The sequence below is a fragment of the Pantoea sp. X-Soil-MYKO-1289 genome (assembly GCF_059730625.1).
The window spans coordinates 2305546-2322643 of the sequence record NZ_AP036004.1 but is presented as its reverse complement, the minus strand read 5'-3'; the positions used below and the strand labels follow the sequence as shown (position 1 = coordinate 2322643).

Annotated in this window: 15 protein-coding genes; 5 read left to right on the top strand and 10 right to left on the bottom strand. The window is 56.7% G+C overall.

The window, feature by feature from the left end:
* Positions 1-75 precede the first annotated feature (75 nt).
* The 5 genes from wbaP to yeaG all read right to left on the bottom strand — a co-directional run bounded on the left by wbaP (position 76) and on the right by yeaG (position 7512).
* Positions 76-1542 carry an undecaprenyl-phosphate galactose phosphotransferase WbaP gene (wbaP, locus tag AC6I7Z_RS11205; protein WP_048784519.1) on the bottom strand — a complete coding sequence of 489 codons (1467 nt, stop codon included), beginning with the start codon at positions 1540-1542 and terminating at the stop codon, positions 76-78.
* Positions 1543-1922: 380 nt separating this feature from the next.
* Positions 1923-2156 (bottom strand): DUF1480 family protein, encoded by a 234-nt coding sequence (locus AC6I7Z_RS11200; RefSeq protein WP_033746662.1) that lies wholly within the window; start codon positions 2154-2156, stop codon positions 1923-1925.
* A gap of 75 nt (positions 2157-2231) precedes the next feature.
* The gene (locus AC6I7Z_RS11195) at positions 2232-3959 is read right to left on the bottom strand and encodes a potassium/proton antiporter (RefSeq protein WP_497814263.1); all 1728 of its coding nucleotides are present in this window, start codon (positions 3957-3959) and stop codon (positions 2232-2234) included.
* 250 nt (positions 3960-4209) lie between these two features.
* Complete coding sequence (locus AC6I7Z_RS11190; protein WP_497814262.1) at positions 4210-5487, bottom strand: YeaH/YhbH family protein; 1278 nt, start codon at positions 5485-5487, stop codon at positions 4210-4212.
* Positions 5488-5577: 90 nt separating this feature from the next.
* Entirely contained in the window at positions 5578-7512 is a 1935-nt protein-coding gene (gene yeaG / locus AC6I7Z_RS11185; protein ID WP_497814261.1) for a protein kinase YeaG, read from the bottom strand.
* 420 nt (positions 7513-7932) lie between these two features.
* On the opposite strand from yeaG, the gene AC6I7Z_RS11180 reads away from it, so the two are divergent.
* Both AC6I7Z_RS11180 and AC6I7Z_RS11175 read left to right on the top strand, forming a co-directional pair.
* The gene (locus AC6I7Z_RS11180) at positions 7933-8682 is read left to right on the top strand and encodes a MipA/OmpV family protein (protein ID WP_497814260.1); all 750 of its coding nucleotides are present in this window, start codon (positions 7933-7935) and stop codon (positions 8680-8682) included.
* A gap of 72 nt (positions 8683-8754) precedes the next feature.
* On the top strand, positions 8755-9606 hold the full coding sequence (locus AC6I7Z_RS11175) for an aldo/keto reductase (protein WP_497814259.1): 852 nt from the start codon (positions 8755-8757) through the stop codon (positions 9604-9606).
* A 136-nt stretch (positions 9607-9742) separates the two neighbouring features.
* Here the strand turns inward: AC6I7Z_RS11175 and AC6I7Z_RS11170 are convergent, their stop codons facing one another.
* Together AC6I7Z_RS11170 and gapA are read right to left on the bottom strand one after the other, a co-directional pair.
* Entirely contained in the window at positions 9743-10618 is an 876-nt protein-coding gene (locus AC6I7Z_RS11170) for a D-hexose-6-phosphate mutarotase (protein WP_497814258.1), read from the bottom strand.
* A 75-nt stretch (positions 10619-10693) separates the two neighbouring features.
* Positions 10694-11689, bottom strand: coding sequence for a glyceraldehyde-3-phosphate dehydrogenase (gene gapA / locus AC6I7Z_RS11165; RefSeq protein ID WP_033746678.1), 996 nt, complete (start codon positions 11687-11689; stop codon positions 10694-10696).
* Between the two features lie 341 nt (positions 11690-12030).
* Between gapA and msrB the strand changes: the two genes are divergently transcribed.
* The gene (gene msrB, locus AC6I7Z_RS11160) at positions 12031-12441 is read left to right on the top strand and encodes a peptide-methionine (R)-S-oxide reductase MsrB (RefSeq protein WP_048784524.1); all 411 of its coding nucleotides are present in this window, start codon (positions 12031-12033) and stop codon (positions 12439-12441) included.
* Between the two features lie 3 nt (positions 12442-12444).
* On the top strand, positions 12445-12726 hold the full coding sequence (locus AC6I7Z_RS11155) for a YeaC family protein (RefSeq protein WP_033746684.1): 282 nt from the start codon (positions 12445-12447) through the stop codon (positions 12724-12726).
* 38 nt (positions 12727-12764) lie between these two features.
* On the opposite strand, the gene pncA is transcribed toward AC6I7Z_RS11155, so the two are convergent.
* From pncA to sppA, 3 genes are all read right to left on the bottom strand, one after another.
* Complete coding sequence (gene pncA, locus AC6I7Z_RS11150) at positions 12765-13373, bottom strand: bifunctional nicotinamidase/pyrazinamidase (protein WP_497814257.1); 609 nt, start codon at positions 13371-13373, stop codon at positions 12765-12767.
* Between the two features lie 17 nt (positions 13374-13390).
* The gene (gene ansA / locus AC6I7Z_RS11145; RefSeq protein ID WP_497814256.1) at positions 13391-14404 is read right to left on the bottom strand and encodes an asparaginase; all 1014 of its coding nucleotides are present in this window, start codon (positions 14402-14404) and stop codon (positions 13391-13393) included.
* 84 nt (positions 14405-14488) lie between these two features.
* The gene (sppA, locus tag AC6I7Z_RS11140; RefSeq protein ID WP_497814255.1) at positions 14489-16348 is read right to left on the bottom strand and encodes a signal peptide peptidase SppA; all 1860 of its coding nucleotides are present in this window, start codon (positions 16346-16348) and stop codon (positions 14489-14491) included.
* Between the two features lie 172 nt (positions 16349-16520).
* Between sppA and AC6I7Z_RS11135 the strand changes: the two genes are divergently transcribed.
* Positions 16521-17072 carry an NAD(P)H nitroreductase gene (locus AC6I7Z_RS11135; RefSeq protein WP_497814254.1) on the top strand — a complete coding sequence of 184 codons (552 nt, stop codon included), beginning with the start codon at positions 16521-16523 and terminating at the stop codon, positions 17070-17072.
* Positions 17073-17098 lie beyond the last annotated feature (26 nt).

The following is a 17098-nucleotide window of genomic DNA, read 5'->3' as shown; positions in this document are numbered from 1 at the left end:
GCAGGGTAATGAGTTGAGGGCGAAAAGAAAAGCGGAAAATAGGATGCCCGCCATAAAGCGGGCATCCTGACGAGGCTAGTAGGCGCCGTCGCGGCGCAGCACCACGCCAGCGGTTTTAAACAGAATGGCGATATCGGTCCACAGCGCCCAGTTCTTCACATACCAGGAGTCGAAGTAGACGCGCGTATCGTAGTCGATATCGTTGCGGCCGCTGACCTGCCACAGGCCGGTCATGCCCGGTTTCGCCATCAGATAGTAGTCGACGTCGCCCGCATAGCGCTCCAGCTCCGCTTCGATAACCGGACGCGGACCCACCAGGCTCATCTCGCCGCGGATAACGTTCCACAGCTGCGGCAGCTCATCAAGACTGGTTTTGCGCAGGAAGCCGCCAATGCTGGTGATGCGCGGATCCTTTTTCAGCTTAAAGTCTTTGTCCCATTCAGCGCGCGCCTCTGCGCTGGTGGCCAGCAGCTGCTCCAGCACCTCTTTCGAGTTGGTGACCATTGAGCGGAACTTCAGGCATTTAAACTTCTCGCCGTTCTGACCGATACGCTCGTGGCCGTAGATGGCGTTGCCGCCGTCGCGCTTCACCATATAGCAGAGCAGACCGAAAACCGGCGCGAGGAACAGCAGCAGCAGCGAGGCGACCACGATATCGAAGCAGCGCTTCAGGAAGCGCGACGAGCGCTTGGCGAGGCTGTTGCTGACGCGCAGGATCATCACCTCATGGCTGAAGATAAATGACATATCGGTGCCGTAGAGCGGCACGCCGCGCAGCGTCGGGATCACGGAGATCGAGCGGCAGTTCATTTTCGACAGGAATTTCAGCCAGGTGTCGCGCACCACCTGCTGTTCAAATTCGGTGGCGACGATAAACTGCACATTGTCGCGGTCAATGGTCTGCCAGTTAATGTCCTGCTGTTTAATAACTGGCACGCCGTTAACAGAGGGCGGATTATTTTCGTCGTCGGTGCTGATAAACGCCTGCACGTTATAGCCGAGGATCTCTTCGCTCTGCAGCGCCGCGTAGGCTTCCATGGCGTTTTTGCCCGACCCGATAATAATGGTCTCTTTTTGCCACTGCCCGGCGCGGTTAATCGCGCGCTTGACCGCGGCGCGCATCAGCGGCAGCAGCAGCAGCGCGTAGCTCCAGCTGAACAGCCAGACCATGCGCGAAAAGTCCCACTTGGAAAAGGCGATCAGCGCCAGATCCAGCAGCGAAAACACAAACAGCGTTTTTACAACTTCTTTAAGTTCAAACCAGAAGGGTTTGCGGTAGGTGTAGTGACGCATGCGCATCCAGAAATAAGCGGTGCACAACACGGAAAGCGCAAATTGCGCAATAAAACGGTATTCAATTTGATGAGGCGGAATAAAGCCATCCAGGTCGCCCCAGATCCCCTGAATAGTGGCGGCGGATAAAAACAGCGCCAGATTAAGGGCAACCAGATCGGAAAAGCTTAACGCAAGCTTTGCGATGATATTTTTTCGCGTTCCGCTCCATGAGCGGCTCGCATCATTCATTACCAGTGTACTTGCCATAACACCTGCTCTCTTTTTTCTTAAGTAAAAGATGGCCTGACCAGAATCAAGTACGCGCTCAGGAGTGGACAACCGAAAAACCAGAACAGTGCTTTTCAGTTCATTACAGTCGTTAGAGCCATACCGGCTGCAGTGAAGAGATAAAACAATTGCGTGATTTTAGTCACGAAAATCTGCAGCAGCGATTAAGAGTATGCAGGAGATATTTGACAGAGTTAATACGGAACAAATCCTAAAAAGCTTTTTTTGCCTAAAGTTTTCTATTATTAACTCATTGAAAATAGAGGGTAAAAAGGCGTGTGAGCAGGAAATAATCAACTCTTTCAGACAACTTTTTCGGAATTACCGCCAGGAGCGATCGCTGGCGGTGAAAAGCGGGGTCAGGCAGGTTTTTTTAATACCCATTGGTCTTGCTGTTTATCGTAATGCCCAATTTGCAAATCTACCGGTTCGCCATCGATCCAGGCCGGCACGCTGGTATCATGATCCCAGCCGTCGAGTTGATAACTCAGGTCGGGATTGGTTTGACAGGGAATAGTGACGGTCTGCAAATTATCGCTGTCGAGTTCGGCATCAATAATCTCATAACGACCAATTTTAACGACGTGTCCCATAACTCTCTCCCGTTTGCTGAACCAAATAAAGAGCATAGCCGTTTTCGCTGGAATATCGAGTTGCGACGCCTCGGATTATTCTCGCTCTTCAGCGACGCGCACCCCAATTTTAACGATGCGGTTATCTTCTTTTTCCGCCACCGTCCAGCTTATGTGATTCCACTCAACGTGATCGCCGACCACCGGCGTACCGCCAAGCATGCTCATCACCAGCTGGCCAAGGGACTGCTGATCGTTGATCTCTTCGCCCAGCTCCAGCCCGTAAATCTGCGCCACGTCGCGCAGGCGCGCGTCGGCGTCGAGGATAAAGTCACCGAAGAAGCGCTGATCCAGCGAGACGGGCGGCGACTGGCTGAACATTTTGCCCAGCGCAGGCAGATCGCGCTCGCGACCGATAACGCAGATAACGTCGCCCTCTTTCAGGCGGGTGTTGCCGTTGGGATGCATTAGCGCGTTATCGCGGAACAGCGCGGCGATACGGGTTTCGCGCGGCATCTGCAGATCGCGCAGCGCCGCTCCCACGCACCATTTATCGGCGCTGAGCTGATAAACGAACTGCTCCCAGGGATTTTCCGGATGGATATCCAGCCCGACGCGGCTGATAGGCGACGCCGTTGGCGGCACCACAACGCGCGCTTTCTTAGCCGCAAAGCCGAGCGACGTGCCCTGCAGCATCAGCGACACCAGCACCACGAAGAAGGCGATATTAAAGTAGAGCGACGCGTTCTCCAGTCCCGCCATCATCGGAAAGACCGCCAGGATAATCGGCACCGCGCCGCGCAGGCCGACCCAGCTGATAAAGATGCGCTCGCGGCCGGTAAAGCCGCGGAACGGCAGCAGCCCCACCAGAATCGACAGCGGACGCGCCACCAGAATCAGCCACAGCGACAGGATCATCGCCGGCACCGCGATATGCCACAGATCGGACGGCGTCACCAGCAGGCCAAGCACGATAAACATGCCGATCTGGCTGAGCCAGGCCATGCCGTCAAAGGTCTGCAGAATGCCGTGACGGTTGCGGATCGGCCTGTTGCCGAGCAGAAAGCCGCAAAGATAGACCGCGAGTATGCCGCTGCCCTCCAGCATGGTGGTAAGCGCGAACACCAGAATGCCGCCGCTCAGCGCCAGCAGCGGGTAGAGGCCGGGGGCCAGGCTGATGCGGTTGATCAGCTGCTGCAGCGCCCAGCCGCCGCCCAGCCCCAGCACGATGCCCAGACCGAACTGCTGCACCAGATGCACCAGGAACATCCAGTCGAGCCCGGTTTCGCCTTTCTGGATCATCTCAATCAGGGTAATGGTTAAAAACACCGCCATAGGATCGTTGCTGCCCGACTCAATCTCCAGCGTCGAACTGACGCGCTCGTTCAGGCCTTTGTCACCCAGCAGCGAGAAGACCGCCGCAGCATCGGTGGAGCCGATGATGGCGCCGATAAGAAAGCCCTGCATCAGATCGAGCCGAAAGAGCCAGGCGGCCGCCAGACCGGTCAGCCCGGCGGTAATCATCACCCCGACCGTCGCCAGCGAAAGCGCCGGTCCCAGCGCCACCTTAAAAGAGCTGGCTTTGGTGCGCATGCCGCCGTCGAGCAGGATCACCGCCAGCGCCAGGTTGGAGATCAGATAGGCGGCGGGGTAGTTGTCAAAGGCGATGCCGCCGATGCCGTCGACGCCGGTCAGCATGCCTAAAGCCAGAAAGATCACCAGGATAGGGATACCGAGCCGCGAAGAGAAAGAACTGAGTAAGATGCTTGACGCAACCAGCACAGAACCGATGATAAAAAGGCTGTAGACAATGTTGTGGTTCAATGTGCTCTCCTGCGGTTACGACAATGATAATAAGGCTGGCGCGGGGAAGGGCCGTGCATCTGAAAAAGAAGATGCGTAATCAGTGAGTTGTCAGCGCGTAATCTCTAATTATACGAATTGATTTTTCGGTTTGAGCTCAGGCTTAATGTGCAAAAAAAAGGCCTTGTTCGTCAAGAGGATTAATGGCGGGTATTTTAGCAGGTATTCGCGGGATTAAATAAAAAAGCCGGTCAGCGACCGGCTCAGAGCATCAGGCTTCCGCTGCCTGTTTGTGAAACAGCTCGCGAAACACCGGATAGATATCTTCCGGCTCGCGGATATGCTGGATGGCGAAATTATCAAACATCGCCTGCAGGTGTTCATATTCGCGCCACAGCGTCTGGTGCGCGCGTCGGGTAATCTCGATATAGCTGTAGTAGCGCACCACCGGCAGAATGTTCTTCGCCAGAATCTCGTGGCAGAGCGGCGAATCGTCCGCCCAGTTATCGCCGTCCGACGCCTGGGCCGCATAGATGTTCCACTGCGACGGATCGTAGCGCTCCCTGACCACCTCATCCATCAGCTTCAGGGCGCTGGAGACGATGGTGCCGCCGGTTTCCTGCGAGTAGAAGAACTCCTGCTCATCGACCTCTTTCGCCTGCGTATGGTGGCGGATATAGACCACGTCGACGTTTTTATAGGTTCGGCTCAGGAACAGATAGAGCAGAATATAGAAACGCTTCGCCATATCCTTCGTCGCCTGGTCCATTGAGCCGGAGACATCCATCAGGCAGAACATCACCGCCTGGCTGGAAGGCTCAGGGCGTTTTTCGAAGTTCTTATAGCGCAGGTCAAAAGTGTCGATAAAGGGCACGCGCTCGATGCGCGCGCGCAGTTCGGCGATCTCTTTGCGCAGGCGCTCCTCTTCCAGCAGCTGCGCCGGCTCCGCTTTCTCAATCGCCGTCAGCGCCTCTTCCAGCTCATGCATCATGCGGCGCTTGCCCGCGGTCATCGCGGTGCGTCTCGCCAGCGAATTTTGCAGCGACCGCACCACGCTGATATTGGCGGGCACGCCGTTAGAGGTAAAGCCGGCGCGATGGGTTTTATATTCATTCAGCTGGCGATGCTGGTTTTTACGCAGATTCGGCAGCGCCAGATCTTCGAACAGCAGGTCGAGATACTCATCTTTGGAGATCTGGAAAACGAACTCATCCTGACCTTCGCCATCCTGACTAGCGTTGCCCTGACCGCTGCCTCCGCCGCCGCCGCCGCCCTGAGGCCGCTCGATACGGTCGTTCTGCACGAAGTGGTCGTTGCCGGGATGGACGCGATGGCGGCTGCCGCCGCGGCCCTGATGGAAAATCGGTTCGTTAATATCGTCGACTGGAATGGAAACGGACTCGCCACTTTCAACGTCGGTTACCGAACGCTTATTGATGGCCTCCGAGATAGACTGTTTGATTTGCGACTTATAACGGCGCAAAAAGCGCTGTCTGTTGACTGCGCTTTTATTCTTGCCGTTGAGTCGCCGATCGATGAAGTAGGCCATAAAACTCCCCCAAACGTTGTAAGCAGGTCGGGCAGCGGCCCGACCTTATGGGTATTAATGCCAGCGCATCAACGTGCTTACGCGTTGTGATTAGGACGATTTACGCACGCGCAAATACCATTCGCACAGCAGACGCACCTGCTTGCGGGTATAGCCTTTCTCCATCATGCGCTCGACGAAATCGTCATGTTTCTTCTGTTCATCCGTGGAGGTTTTGGTATTGAACGAGATAACCGGCAGCAGCTCCTCGGTGTTCGAGAACATTTTTTTCTCGATCACGGTGCGCAGCTTCTCGTAACTGGTCCAGTTGGGATTGCGGCCGTTGTTCTGCGCGCGGGCGCGCAACACGAAGTTCACAATCTCGTTGCGGAAATCTTTCGGGTTGCTGATCCCGGCCGGTTTCTCAATTTTTTCCAGTTCCGCATTCAGCGACTCGCGGTCGAACAGCTGTCCGGTATCGGGATCGCGGTACTCCTGATCCTGAATCCAGAAATCGGCGTAGGTCACATAGCGGTCAAAGATATTTTGGCCATATTCAGAGTAGGACTCCAGATAGGCGGTCTGGATCTCCTTGCCGATAAACTCGGCGTATTTGGGGATCAGATAGCCTTTCAGGTGTTCCAGATACTTCTCTGCCTGATCCTGCGGGAACTGCTCGCGCTCTATCTGCTGCTCCAGCACGTAGAAAAGATGCACCGGGTTCGCTGCTACTTCGTTGTGGTCAAAGTTAAACACGCGCGACAGGATCTTAAACGCGAAGCGGGTAGAGAGGCCGTTCATGCCCTCGTCAACGCCGGAGTAGTCGTGATACTCCTGCCAGGATTTCGCTTTTGGATCGGTATCCTTCAGGCTTTCACCGTCATAAACGCGCATTTTTGAATAGATGCTGGAGTTTTCCGGCTCTTTCAGACGCGACAGGATAGAGAACCGGGCCAGGGTTTCCAGCGTGCCGGGCGCGCAGGGCGCGGTTGCCAGTTCGCTGTGGTTAAGCAGTTTCTCGTAGATTTTGATCTCTTCGGAAACGCGCAGGCAGTAAGGCACCTTGACGATGTAGACGCGGTCAAGAAACGCCTCGTTGTTTTTGTTGTTGCGGAAGGTCACCCATTCCGATTCGTTGGAGTGCGCCAGGATAATACCGTTAAACGGCAGCGCGGAGATCCCCTCTGTACCGTTGTAGTTCCCTTCCTGCGTCGCGGTCAGCAGGGGGTGCAGCACCTTAATCGGCGCTTTAAACATCTCGACGAATTCCATAATCCCCTGGTTAGCGCGGCACAGCGCGCCAGAATAACCGTAGGCGTCGGGATCGTTCTGCGCGTGGTTCTCCAGCTTGCGGATATCCACTTTACCCACCAGCGCGGAGATATCCTGGTTGTTCTCGTCGCCAGGCTCGGTTTTGGCGATCGCCAGCTGCTCGAGAATCGACGGCCAGACCTTCACCACTTTAAAGCGAGTGATATCGCCGCCGAATTCATGCAGGCGTTTCGCCGCCCAGGGCGACATAATGGTGCCGAGGTAGCGACGCGGCACGTTGTACTCTTTTTCAAGAATGTTGGCGTCTTCCTGCGGATTGAACAGGCAGAGCGGATGATCGTTGACCGGGCTGCGTTCGCCGTCGGCGCTCAACACATAGACAGGCACGCGCTGCATTAGCGCTTTCAAACGCTCAGCCAGCGAGGATTTACCGCCGCCGACCGGCCCCAGCAGGTACAGGATCTGTTTTCTCTCCTCCAGACCCTGCGCGGCATGTTTCAGATAGGAAACGATCTGCTCTATGGCTTCTTCCATGCCATAGAACTCTTCGAAGGCCGGATAGCGGCCAATCACACGGTTGGAGAATATTCTGGAAAGGCGTGGCTCCTGGGCAGTATCGACCATTACTGGCTCACCTATAGCCATTAACAGTCGCTCTGCGGCGTTGGCGTATGCACTGCGATCCTGCTTACAGATTGCAAGAAATTCCTGCAGTGTGAACTCTTCGTCCTTGGCAGCTTCATAACGCTGACGATAGTGATCGAATATATTCATAGCGATGCCCGTCCTTTCGTTTTTAGCACAGGTAAAGGAGCGTAATTAAAGGCTCATGCAGCTCCCGGAAGATATTCTCATTTGAGTACAGCAACCCTTATGCCAACCTGATGTATTGTTATCGGGGTACACACTTCTTATGGTCACTCTGCTCGTACTAAGACTTACGGCTTACTTTTAACTGTAGAAGGCATTTAGGAAATTTCCTCCGCATAATTTTACTATTTGGCGATATATCAATAACAAAGTCAGATTGTTGCAAAGCCAGCTTTGCGTGAACCCAAGGGAAAAGAGAGAAGAATCCGGCAGATGTGCCGCTTTCAGCCGCCCTGTTAAAGAGCACCTCAGATAATGGTTAAACCGGCGAGCAAAAATCGTTAAACTTTGTAGTGATTTTTATATTTATGGAAGAAATAAATTGTGAACCAATTCAAACTTAAAGCGCCTGGCGCGATTATTTGTGCTCTTTTTTTCGCTAATACCGCTGCTGCTGAATCCCTGTCGCTTGGCGCATCAGTGATTTACGCGCAGTCACCCTATCGTGGCGGACAGGATCGCTATTTGCCGGTTCCCGTCATCAATTACGAGGGCGATAATTTCTGGTTCCGCTCTCTGCAGGGCGGCTATTACCTGTGGAAAGATGCGCAAAATCAGCTCTCTCTGACGCTGCTCGGTTCGCCGCAGCAGTACGATCCGGGCGACAACGATCTTGGCGACATGAAGGGCCTTGATAAGCGCCGTATGACGCTGATGGGCGGCGCCACCTATAACCACAGGGCGGAGTGGGGCATCCTGCGCACCGCGCTGCTGGGCGATGTGCTGAACAACAGCAACGGCATCATCTGGGATATGACCTACCTCTACCGCTTCAACTTCGGCGATTTCAGCCTGACGCCAGGCGTCGGCGCGATCTGGACCAGCGCCAATCAGAACCGCTACTACTATGGCGTCTCCAGCCATGAGTCGGCGCGTACCGGTATCGACCGCTATCAGCCTGACGACAGCTGGTCTCCCTACGTCGAGCTGAGCGCCAGCTATCAGATCACGCCGCAGTGGAACGCCAGCCTGGTCGGACGCTATACCCGCTTCGACAGCGAGATTAAAGACAGCCCGATGATCGATAAGAGCGGACAGACTACGCTTTGGACCGGCATCAGCTACAGCTTCTAATCGGCGCCATCATGGCGCAAATTGTTAACCAGGCACCAAAAGGGTGCCCTGATTTGATGCAGGAGCAAATGGATGGACAAAGCGATCGCTTTTGATGACCACACGCGACTACCCGCGATAGGTCAGGGCACCTGGTATATGGGCGAAGAGGCCGCGCGCCGCCGTGAAGAGGTTGCCGCCCTGCAGGCGGGTCTCGATGCGGGCCTGACGCTGATTGACACCGCCGAGATGTATGCGGACGGCGGCGCGGAAGAGGTGGTCGGCGAAGCGCTGCGCGGACGACGCGACGAGGCGTTTCTCGTCTCGAAGGTCTATCCCTGGAACGCGGGCGAAGCGGACATCGTCGACGCCTGCGAGCGCAGTCTGCGGCGGCTCGGTACCGACCGGCTTGATCTTTATCTGCTGCACTGGCGCGGCAACGTGCCGCTTGAAGAGACCATTCGCGCAATGGAAACCCTGCAGCAGCAGGGAAAAATCCTGCGCTGGGGCGTCTCTAATTTTGACGTCGACGATCTGCAGGAGCTGCTGGAAGAGCCCGGCGGCGCACGCTGCGCCACCAATCAGGTGCTGTATCATCTCGCGTCGCGCGGCATCGAGTTCGATCTGCTGCCCGCCTGCCAGCAGCATCAGATGCCGGTCATGGCCTATTGTCCGCTGGCGCAGGCCGGCAGGCTGCGACAGGCGCTCTTTTCCGACGCGACGCTGCTGGAGATTGCACAACAGAAGGGCATTAGCGTCGCGCAGCTGCTGCTGGCATGGGTTATCCGCAAAGAGGGCGTGATGGCAATCCCGAAGGCGAGTTCGCAGGCGCACGTGAAAGAGAACGCCGCGGCGTTGCATATCCGGCTGAGCGACGATGAGCTGGCGCGCATCAACAAAGCGTTTCCGCCGCCGCAGCACAAGATGGCGCTGGATGTCGTCTAAAGGTAAAGCCATGCCAGGATTCTGCTGGCGCAAGTGACACGGAGCGTTTGCCTGTCGCTCGCCCTTCTGAAGCGGGACGTTTTGCTCTGCGTTCCGTGTCACCCTCTCCTGAAATCAGACTGTTGCCTGACCGCTTTTACCCTTTCTGTCGCAGACGGAAGGTAGTCGCCAGCCGCGCCGGTTTTTCGCCCGCGCTGCGCATTGGTTTAGAGATGCGCGCCGTCTCCACGCACACCATGGTTTTATAGCCGTCGTTGGCCATATCCGCCATGCTGCATGACAGCTCGACGCCTGGGTTCCAGGTCACTACGTCGCTGTGATGATGGTGATAGACCTCAATCACGCGCTGCCCCTGTTTATCCTGAATCAGCGCGCAATCCTCCGGCAGGGTGAAGACGCGGTCAATACGGCCCGGATAGCTCTGTTTGCCGCTGGAGGTTTGCTCGCTGTTGTTGTCGACCTTGTCGATAAAGTGCGAACCCAGCCCGCTTACCTCGACGCCGGCGATATCGGCCACCTGGAAATAGCTGTGCAGCGCGCCTGTCGCGGTAAAGTCGCCGTGCGCTTCCAGCTCGATTTCGCAATGCTTGCCGAGGCGAAAACGGGCGAACAGGGTAAAGTCATGCGGCCATAATTTTTTCGTCTGCGCTGTACTCTCCAGCACGAAGGTCAGCATCACGTTCTCTTCGTTCTCATCGTGCGCCGACAGCGTCCAGGGCTGATTGCGGGCGAAACCGTGCGCCGGTTCGCCTTCCGGCCCAAACCACGGCCAGCAGATCGGCACGCCGCCGCGAATGGCTTTGCCGGCAGCAAAAAGCGACTTTTCGCTCAGCCAGATAACCGGCTTTTCTCCGCTCGGCTGCCAGGCGATAAGATGCGCGCCCTGAAGCGTGATCGCAGCGCGCACCTGAGGATGGCTCACCACAATCACCGGCAGATCGCCCAGCTGACGCTGCGAGAGGTAAGGGGAGATCTGCTTTACCACGGGCAGGGAGAAAATTTTATCTTGCATAACCGAATCCTTCCTGTTGCTACGAAAAAAAAGGGCGACCGAAGTCGCCCTTGTTGTCTGTCGTAACCGGTCTGCTTATTTAGCAACCAGCGCGATCAGGTCGAGAACTTTGTTTGAGTAGCCGGTTTCGTTGTCGTACCAGGAAACCAGTTTCACAAAGTTGTCGTTCAGCGCGATGCCGGCTTTGGCGTCGAACACAGAAGTCAGCACTTCGCCGTTGAAGTCGGTAGAAACCACGTCGTCTTCAACATAGCCCAGCACGTCTTTCATTTCGCCTTCTGCAGCGGCTTTGATCGCTGCACAAATTTCTTTGTAAGAAGCCGCTTTTTCCAGACGTACGGTCAGGTCAACAACAGAAACGTTCGGAGTCGGTACGCGGAACGCCATACCGGTCAGTTTACCGTTCAGCTCCGGCAGGACTTTGCCCACGGCTTTCGCTGCGCCAGTAGAAGACGGGATGATGTTCTGAGATGCGCCGCGGCCGCCGCGCCAGTCTTTGTGAGACGGGCCGTCAACGGTTTTCTGCGTGGCGGTAGTCGCGTGAACGGTGGTCATCAGACCTTCGACGATGCCGAATTTGTCGTTGATGACTTTCGCCAGCGGTGCCAGGCAGTTGGTGGTGCAGGAAGCGTTAGAAACGATGTCCTGGCCAGCATATTTGTCGAAGTTAGCGCCGCGAACGAACATCGGGGTGTCGTCTTTAGACGGACCGGTCAGCACGACTTTTTTCGCGCCGGCAGTGATGTGTTTACGTGCGGTTTCGTCAGTCAGGAAGATGCCGGTCGCTTCAGCAACAACGTCAACGCCTGCTTCGTCCCACTTCAGGTTAGCCGGGTCTCTCTCAGAGGTAACGCGGATTTTTTTGCCGTTAACGATCAGCGCGCCGTCCTGAACTTCAACGGTACCGTCGAAGCGGCCGTGCGTTGAATCGTACTTCAGCATGTAAGCCATGTAGTCCGCGTCTAACAGGTCGTTGATCGCAACGATTTCGATGTCAGAACGCTGCTGAGCAGCACGGAAAACGATACGGCCGATACGACCAAAACCGTTGATACCTACTTTGATAGTCATATATTCCACCAGCTATTTGTTAGTGAATAAAAGGTTGGCTGTAAAATTACAAAAACCTTACCAGGCGTCAAGCGGAATCGTGTCAATAGTTGCGACAGGTCAATCCGTTCGACAGGAATAATTTGATGCGCAACCGCTTGCGCAACAAGCGTGTTAAGATGATGCCGAAACCCGATTGCTGAATATAAAGGGATAGCGTTAGCAAAAGGTGATCGAGGTCACAAATCTACGCTGCGAAAGGGAAGTATGGCCGCTAAGCACGAAAAAAGCCCCGGTAATGTTATTCGTTTGTTAGAATAGTAGACGATTTTTTCAGAATGACACTCTCCGGAACCACTCAAATGGCTAAAGAAACCGCACCTGAAGCAAAAATTGCGCAATTGTCTGAAATGCAGCGCTATGTGACCCAGCAGCGCGGCACCGAGCCGCCTTTTAGCGGCGCGCTTCTGCACAATAAACAGGAAGGCATCTATCACTGCCTGGTCTGCAACGCGCCGCTGTTTCTCTCGGAAACCAAGTATGACTCCGGCTGCGGCTGGCCGAGTTTCTATCAGCCAGTCAGCGATGACGCGATTCGCTATCTGGAGGATGACTCTCACGGCATGCATCGGATCGAAATTCGCTGCAATAACTGCGACGCGCATCTGGGACACGTTTTCCCGGACGGGCCGCAGCCGACCGGCGAACGCTACTGCGTTAACTCGGCGTCGCTGAGCTTTACCGACGAGCAGGGCGACGAACAGCAGGGGTGATGAATGAAACAACAGCTTGAGGCGATGGTCGACGCCATGACGCCTGAGGTCTACGAACGGCTGGCGACGGCGGTGGAAACCGGTAAATGGCCCGACGGCGTGGCGCTGTCACAGGAGCAGCGCGACAACTGCCTGCAGCTGGTGATGCTCTATCAGGCGCGCCACAATGAGGCGCCGCAGCATATGACCATCGGTAAGGGCGGCGAAATGGTGACGAAATCGAAGCGAGAGCTGAAAGAAGAGTTCGGCATCGATGCGGAAATAACGCGCATCAACCTGCACTGAAGCAAAGGCCGACATGGCGTCGGCCTTACTCTTTTCCGCTAGATCAGCACCGCGCCCTGCGCCTTCATCTGGGCGAACGCGATATCGCTGTCTTCCGGGCTGAGATTCACGCCGCGACAGCCTTCCTTCACCACCGTTACCTGATAACCCAGCTCCAGCGCATCCAGCACGCTGTACTTCACGCAGTAGTCCGTGGCGATTCCCAGCATCATCAGATGGGTAATGCCGCGCGCCTGCAGCCAGCTGTCCAGCTCGGTTTTGCGCCGATGGCCGTTGTCGAAAAAGGCGCTGTAGCTGTCGACATCGACATCCTGTCCCTTATGGAATACCGCGTCGATCAGGTTGCGATCGAGGCCGGGATGAAGCTCGGCGCCAACGGAACCCTGAATGCCGTGATCCGGCCACCAGATTTGCGCCAGCCCGTTGAGTTCGCCCAGCGTGTAGACCGGTTCGCCGGATACCGAGGCGAAGCTGCCGTGGTTAGCCGGATGCCAGTCCTGCAGCGCCAGCACGCACTCGCCGCGCGCGCGGAATTCGCGCGCATAGCGGTTGGCGACCGGCACGGTCATATCGCCTTCATGCACGGCCATGGGGCCGCCGGGACAAAAATCGTTTTGAATATCTATGATGATGAGGGCCTGCTTCATAACAGGTGGCTCCGTAATTAGTCTTCGGTCAGTTCACCGCGCAAATTTTGCTGCATCCTGGCGCGGATCTCATCGCAGGAGAGCGACTGACTCAGTAAAAAGTGGAGCTTGGTCAGTGCGGCTTCCACCGTTAAATCAAATCCGCTTATGACGCCCGCATGCTCAAGGGCGTTGCCGGTGGCGTAGCCGCCCATGTTCACCTTGCCGGAAATACACTGGGTCAGGTTAACCACCACAATGCCGCGCTCGCTGGCCTGCTGCAGCTCGGCGAGAAACTCGGCGTTCTGCGGCGCGTTGCCGACGCCGTAGGAGCGCAGGATCAACGCTTTTACCGGCTGGCGTAAAAAGTTGCGCACCACATCCGCCGAGATGCCCGGATAGATGGTGACAACGCCGATAGGCTGCGGCGTAATGGTATGCACCTTCAGCGGGCCCTGGCCCTGCGGCGCGGGCGGCGTATTCAGCCGACGAATATGGATGCCGGCCTCCAGCAGAGCAGAAAGGTTCGGCGAGGCAAACGCGTTAAAGCCATCCGCATGCGCTTTCGTGGTGCGGTTGCCGCGATAGAGCTGGTTGTTGAAAAACAGCGAGACTTCATTCACGGGATAGTTCGCCGCCACATAGAGCGCGTTCAATAAGTTTTGCTGGCCGTCGGAGCGCAGCTCCGCCAGCGGGATCTGCGATCCGGTCACGATAACGGGCTTCGCCAGGTTCTCCAGCATAAACGAGAGCGCTGAAGCGGTGAAGGCCATGGTATCGGTTCCATGCAGGATAACAAATCCATCGTAGCGATCATAATTTTGTCGAATATCTTCCGCGATAGACTGCCAGTCTTCGGGTGTCATATCGGAAGAGTCGATCAGCGGATCGTATTCATGGATAGTGAAATCCGGCATCTCAGGGCGGTGGAACTCCGGCATATTCGCCAGCTGTTGCTGCAGGTGACCTGAAACCGGAATGTAGCCCTGCGCGGAACGCTGCATGCCAATGGTGCCGCCGGTATAGGCGACATAGATATTTTTCTTTTGCATCAGAAACTCAGACTTACCGTAAAAGGCGCAGTATAAGGGGAAAGCGGGGGAAAAGCAGCCCGGTCGAGGACCGGGCTGCGAGCTTCATCGCACTTCGCCGCAGTTCAGACAGAACGCATAGCGATTTTGCGGATCGTTGAGGTTATTCAGCAGGCCGGGCTGCTGTTTCATGGCGCTCATCACGTCCAGCATCGGCGCGGGCAGCCAGGCTTTCAGCGTGGTCGGTAGCACCGCCTGCGCCGAGGCGTTAACCTGGCTAAGCAGCATATCGAACATGCCTGGCTGATCCTGATACCAGGTGAGCTGCGGCTTCGCGACCTTCGCCAGTTCGCCCGCTTTCTTCACCGCATCGTCAAAGTCGCCCAGCGCATCCACCAGGCCGTTGGCTTTGGCGTCGCTGCCGGTCCAGACGTGCCCCTGCGCGATAGCGTCGATTTGCTCCGGCGTTTTATGGCGCGAAGCGGCGACCAGACCGACGAAGTTGCGGTAGCCGTTTTCAATCGTCAGCTGCATCAGCTGCTGCACTTCGGTCGGCAGCGCTTTGGTAGAGGCCACGTCCGCCAGCGGCGAGGTAGCGACGCCGTCCGTATGCACACCGATGCTATCCAGGCTGTTCTCCAGCGTATTGATGACGCCGAAAATGCCGATGGAGCCGGTCAGCGTGCTTGGGCTGGCGACGATATAGTCCGCCGGCGTCGAGATCCAGTAACCGCCTGAAGCCGCCATGCCGCCCATAGATACCACGACGGGCTTGCCGGCCGCATGCGCTGCCGCCAGCTCTTCACGGATCGCTTCAGACGCCGTTACGCTGCCGCCAGGGCTGTTGACGCGCAGGATAATCGCCTTGATTTTGGGATCGAGGCGCGCATCACGGATCTGCGCGGCGGTGGTGTCGCCGCCGACGTTGCCGGGCGTCTCCTCGCCGTCCATAATCGCGCCGCTCGCCATCACCACCGCGATATTGCCATCCTGCTGGGTTGGCTGTTTCACGTTGTAGTCGTAAATGCTGACGCTGTGGTAATCGTTGTTGGCTTTATCCCAGCCAAAGGTTTTCACCAGCTCCTGATCGGCCGCCGCGCGGCTGTCCAGCACATCCACCAGCTTGTTATTGAGCGCATATTTGGCGGTATCGCCGTTTACCGCTTCAAGACCGGCGATCACCGCCGCCGCGCCGGGGAAGAGCTGATCCGGCGTAATCTGACGGTTGCCCGCCACGGTATTCAGATAGTTCTGCCACAGCTGACCGACCCAGCGGCTGTCAGCGTCGCGCGCCGCCTGCGACATGTCGTCGCGCAGGAAAGGTTCCACCGCCGATTTGTAAGTGCCGACGCGGAAAACGTGGGAGTTGACCTTCAGCTTATCCAGCAGCGTCTTATAGTAGAGGCCGTTGGTGGCGAAACCGTGCAGATCGACCGTGCCCTGCGGCGAGAGATAGATTTTGCTGGCGTAGCTGGCGAGGTAGTACTGCGCCTGGCTATAGCTGTCGCCCAGCGCAAAAATGGGCTTGCCGCTGTCGCGGAATTCGCGCAGCGCTTTGCCGACGTATTGCAGAGAGGGCTGATCGCCGCCGGCGAAGTCGCGCAGATCCAGCACCATGCCGGTGATGTTTTTATCGCTTTTGGCCTGACGGATGGCGTCCACCACGTCGAACAGCGAGTTCTCCTGCAGGCGATCGCTGCTTGCGCCCAGCAGCTGACGACCCAGTTTGCTCAGCTTATTGCTGACCGAGGGCTTATCCACTAGCACGCCGGTGAGGTCGACTTTCAACGCGCCTTGCTGCACCGGCGTCGATCCGCTGCCGGAACCGCTGACCTGCAGCCAGATGCCGACGCCGACCAGGATTAAAAAGATCAGGAACAGATTGAGAATAAACTCCCTGATAAAATTCAGCACTCGCCATGTCCATCGGAACAGACCGGCAATAATTCGCCACAATGTGCGCATCAGACTCTCCATTTTCGCTAGCGGAAAGCGGTCGCCGCGCGGCTCCGCCTTCCATGACGCCCTCATCCTAAAGAGCGGCGTGGAAAATGTCAGCAGGAAATCGCGGCGGACTGTTACAAAAGATCAGGCTGTGCCAGGATTAGCCAACGCGTTATGACATCAGGAGAAAATCATGGATGCACTTGAATTACTGATTAATCGCCGCTCCGCCTCACGGCTGACGGAACCGGCGCCCGCCGGCGAAAGCCTGCAGAATATTATCCGCGCCGGCATGCGCGCGCCGGATCATAAGTCGCTGCAGCCGTGGCGTTTCGTTATCGTCGAGAATGAAGGACGCGATCGGCTGAGCGCGCTGCTGGAAGAGGCGGCGCGCGAGGCGCAGCTGGAGGAGAAAGCGATCGATAAAGCCGCGCGCTCGCCGTTCCGCGCGCCGATGATCATTACCGTTATCGCCCATTGCGAAGATCACCCCAAAGTGCCGCGCTGGGAGCAGGTGGTCTCGGCGGGATGCGCGGTGATGGCGATGCAGATGGCGGCGGCAGCGCAGGGCTTCAACGGCATCTGGCGCAGCGGTCCCTGGACCGACAACGCGCGCGTGCGCAGCGCTTTCAACTGCCGCGAACAGGACGCTATCGTCGGTTTCCTCTATCTCGGCACGCCGCAGCTGAAATCGAGCACTACCCTGGTTCATCCCGATACCGCGCCTTTCGTCAGCTATTTCTAGCCGACGCCGTCTCTCTGTCCGTGCAG

Bases quoted from the DNA above. Each gene is read 5' to 3' on its own strand.
- wbaP (WP_048784519.1), bottom strand. From the start codon at position 1,542: ATGGCAAGTACACTGGTAATGAATGATGCGAGCCGCTCATGGAGCGGA.
- AC6I7Z_RS11200 (WP_033746662.1), bottom strand. From the start codon at position 2,156: ATGGGACACGTCGTTAAAATTGGTCGTTATGAGATTATTGATGCCGAA.
- AC6I7Z_RS11190 (WP_497814262.1), bottom strand. From the start codon at position 5,487: ATGGCCTACTTCATCGATCGGCGACTCAACGGCAAGAATAAAAGCGCA.
- yeaG (WP_497814261.1), bottom strand. From the start codon at position 7,512: ATGAATATATTCGATCACTATCGTCAGCGTTATGAAGCTGCCAAGGAC.
- AC6I7Z_RS11175 (WP_497814259.1), top strand. From the start codon at position 8,755: ATGGACAAAGCGATCGCTTTTGATGACCACACGCGACTACCCGCGATA.
- AC6I7Z_RS11170 (WP_497814258.1), bottom strand. From the start codon at position 10,618: ATGCAAGATAAAATTTTCTCCCTGCCCGTGGTAAAGCAGATCTCCCCT.
- gapA (WP_033746678.1), bottom strand. From the start codon at position 11,689: ATGACTATCAAAGTAGGTATCAACGGTTTTGGTCGTATCGGCCGTATC.
- msrB (WP_048784524.1), top strand. From the start codon at position 12,031: ATGGCTAAAGAAACCGCACCTGAAGCAAAAATTGCGCAATTGTCTGAA.
- AC6I7Z_RS11155 (WP_033746684.1), top strand. From the start codon at position 12,445: ATGAAACAACAGCTTGAGGCGATGGTCGACGCCATGACGCCTGAGGTC.
- pncA (WP_497814257.1), bottom strand. From the start codon at position 13,373: ATGAAGCAGGCCCTCATCATCATAGATATTCAAAACGATTTTTGTCCC.
- ansA (WP_497814256.1), bottom strand. From the start codon at position 14,404: ATGCAAAAGAAAAATATCTATGTCGCCTATACCGGCGGCACCATTGGC.
- sppA (WP_497814255.1), bottom strand. From the start codon at position 16,348: ATGCGCACATTGTGGCGAATTATTGCCGGTCTGTTCCGATGGACATGG.
- AC6I7Z_RS11135 (WP_497814254.1), top strand. From the start codon at position 16,521: ATGGATGCACTTGAATTACTGATTAATCGCCGCTCCGCCTCACGGCTG.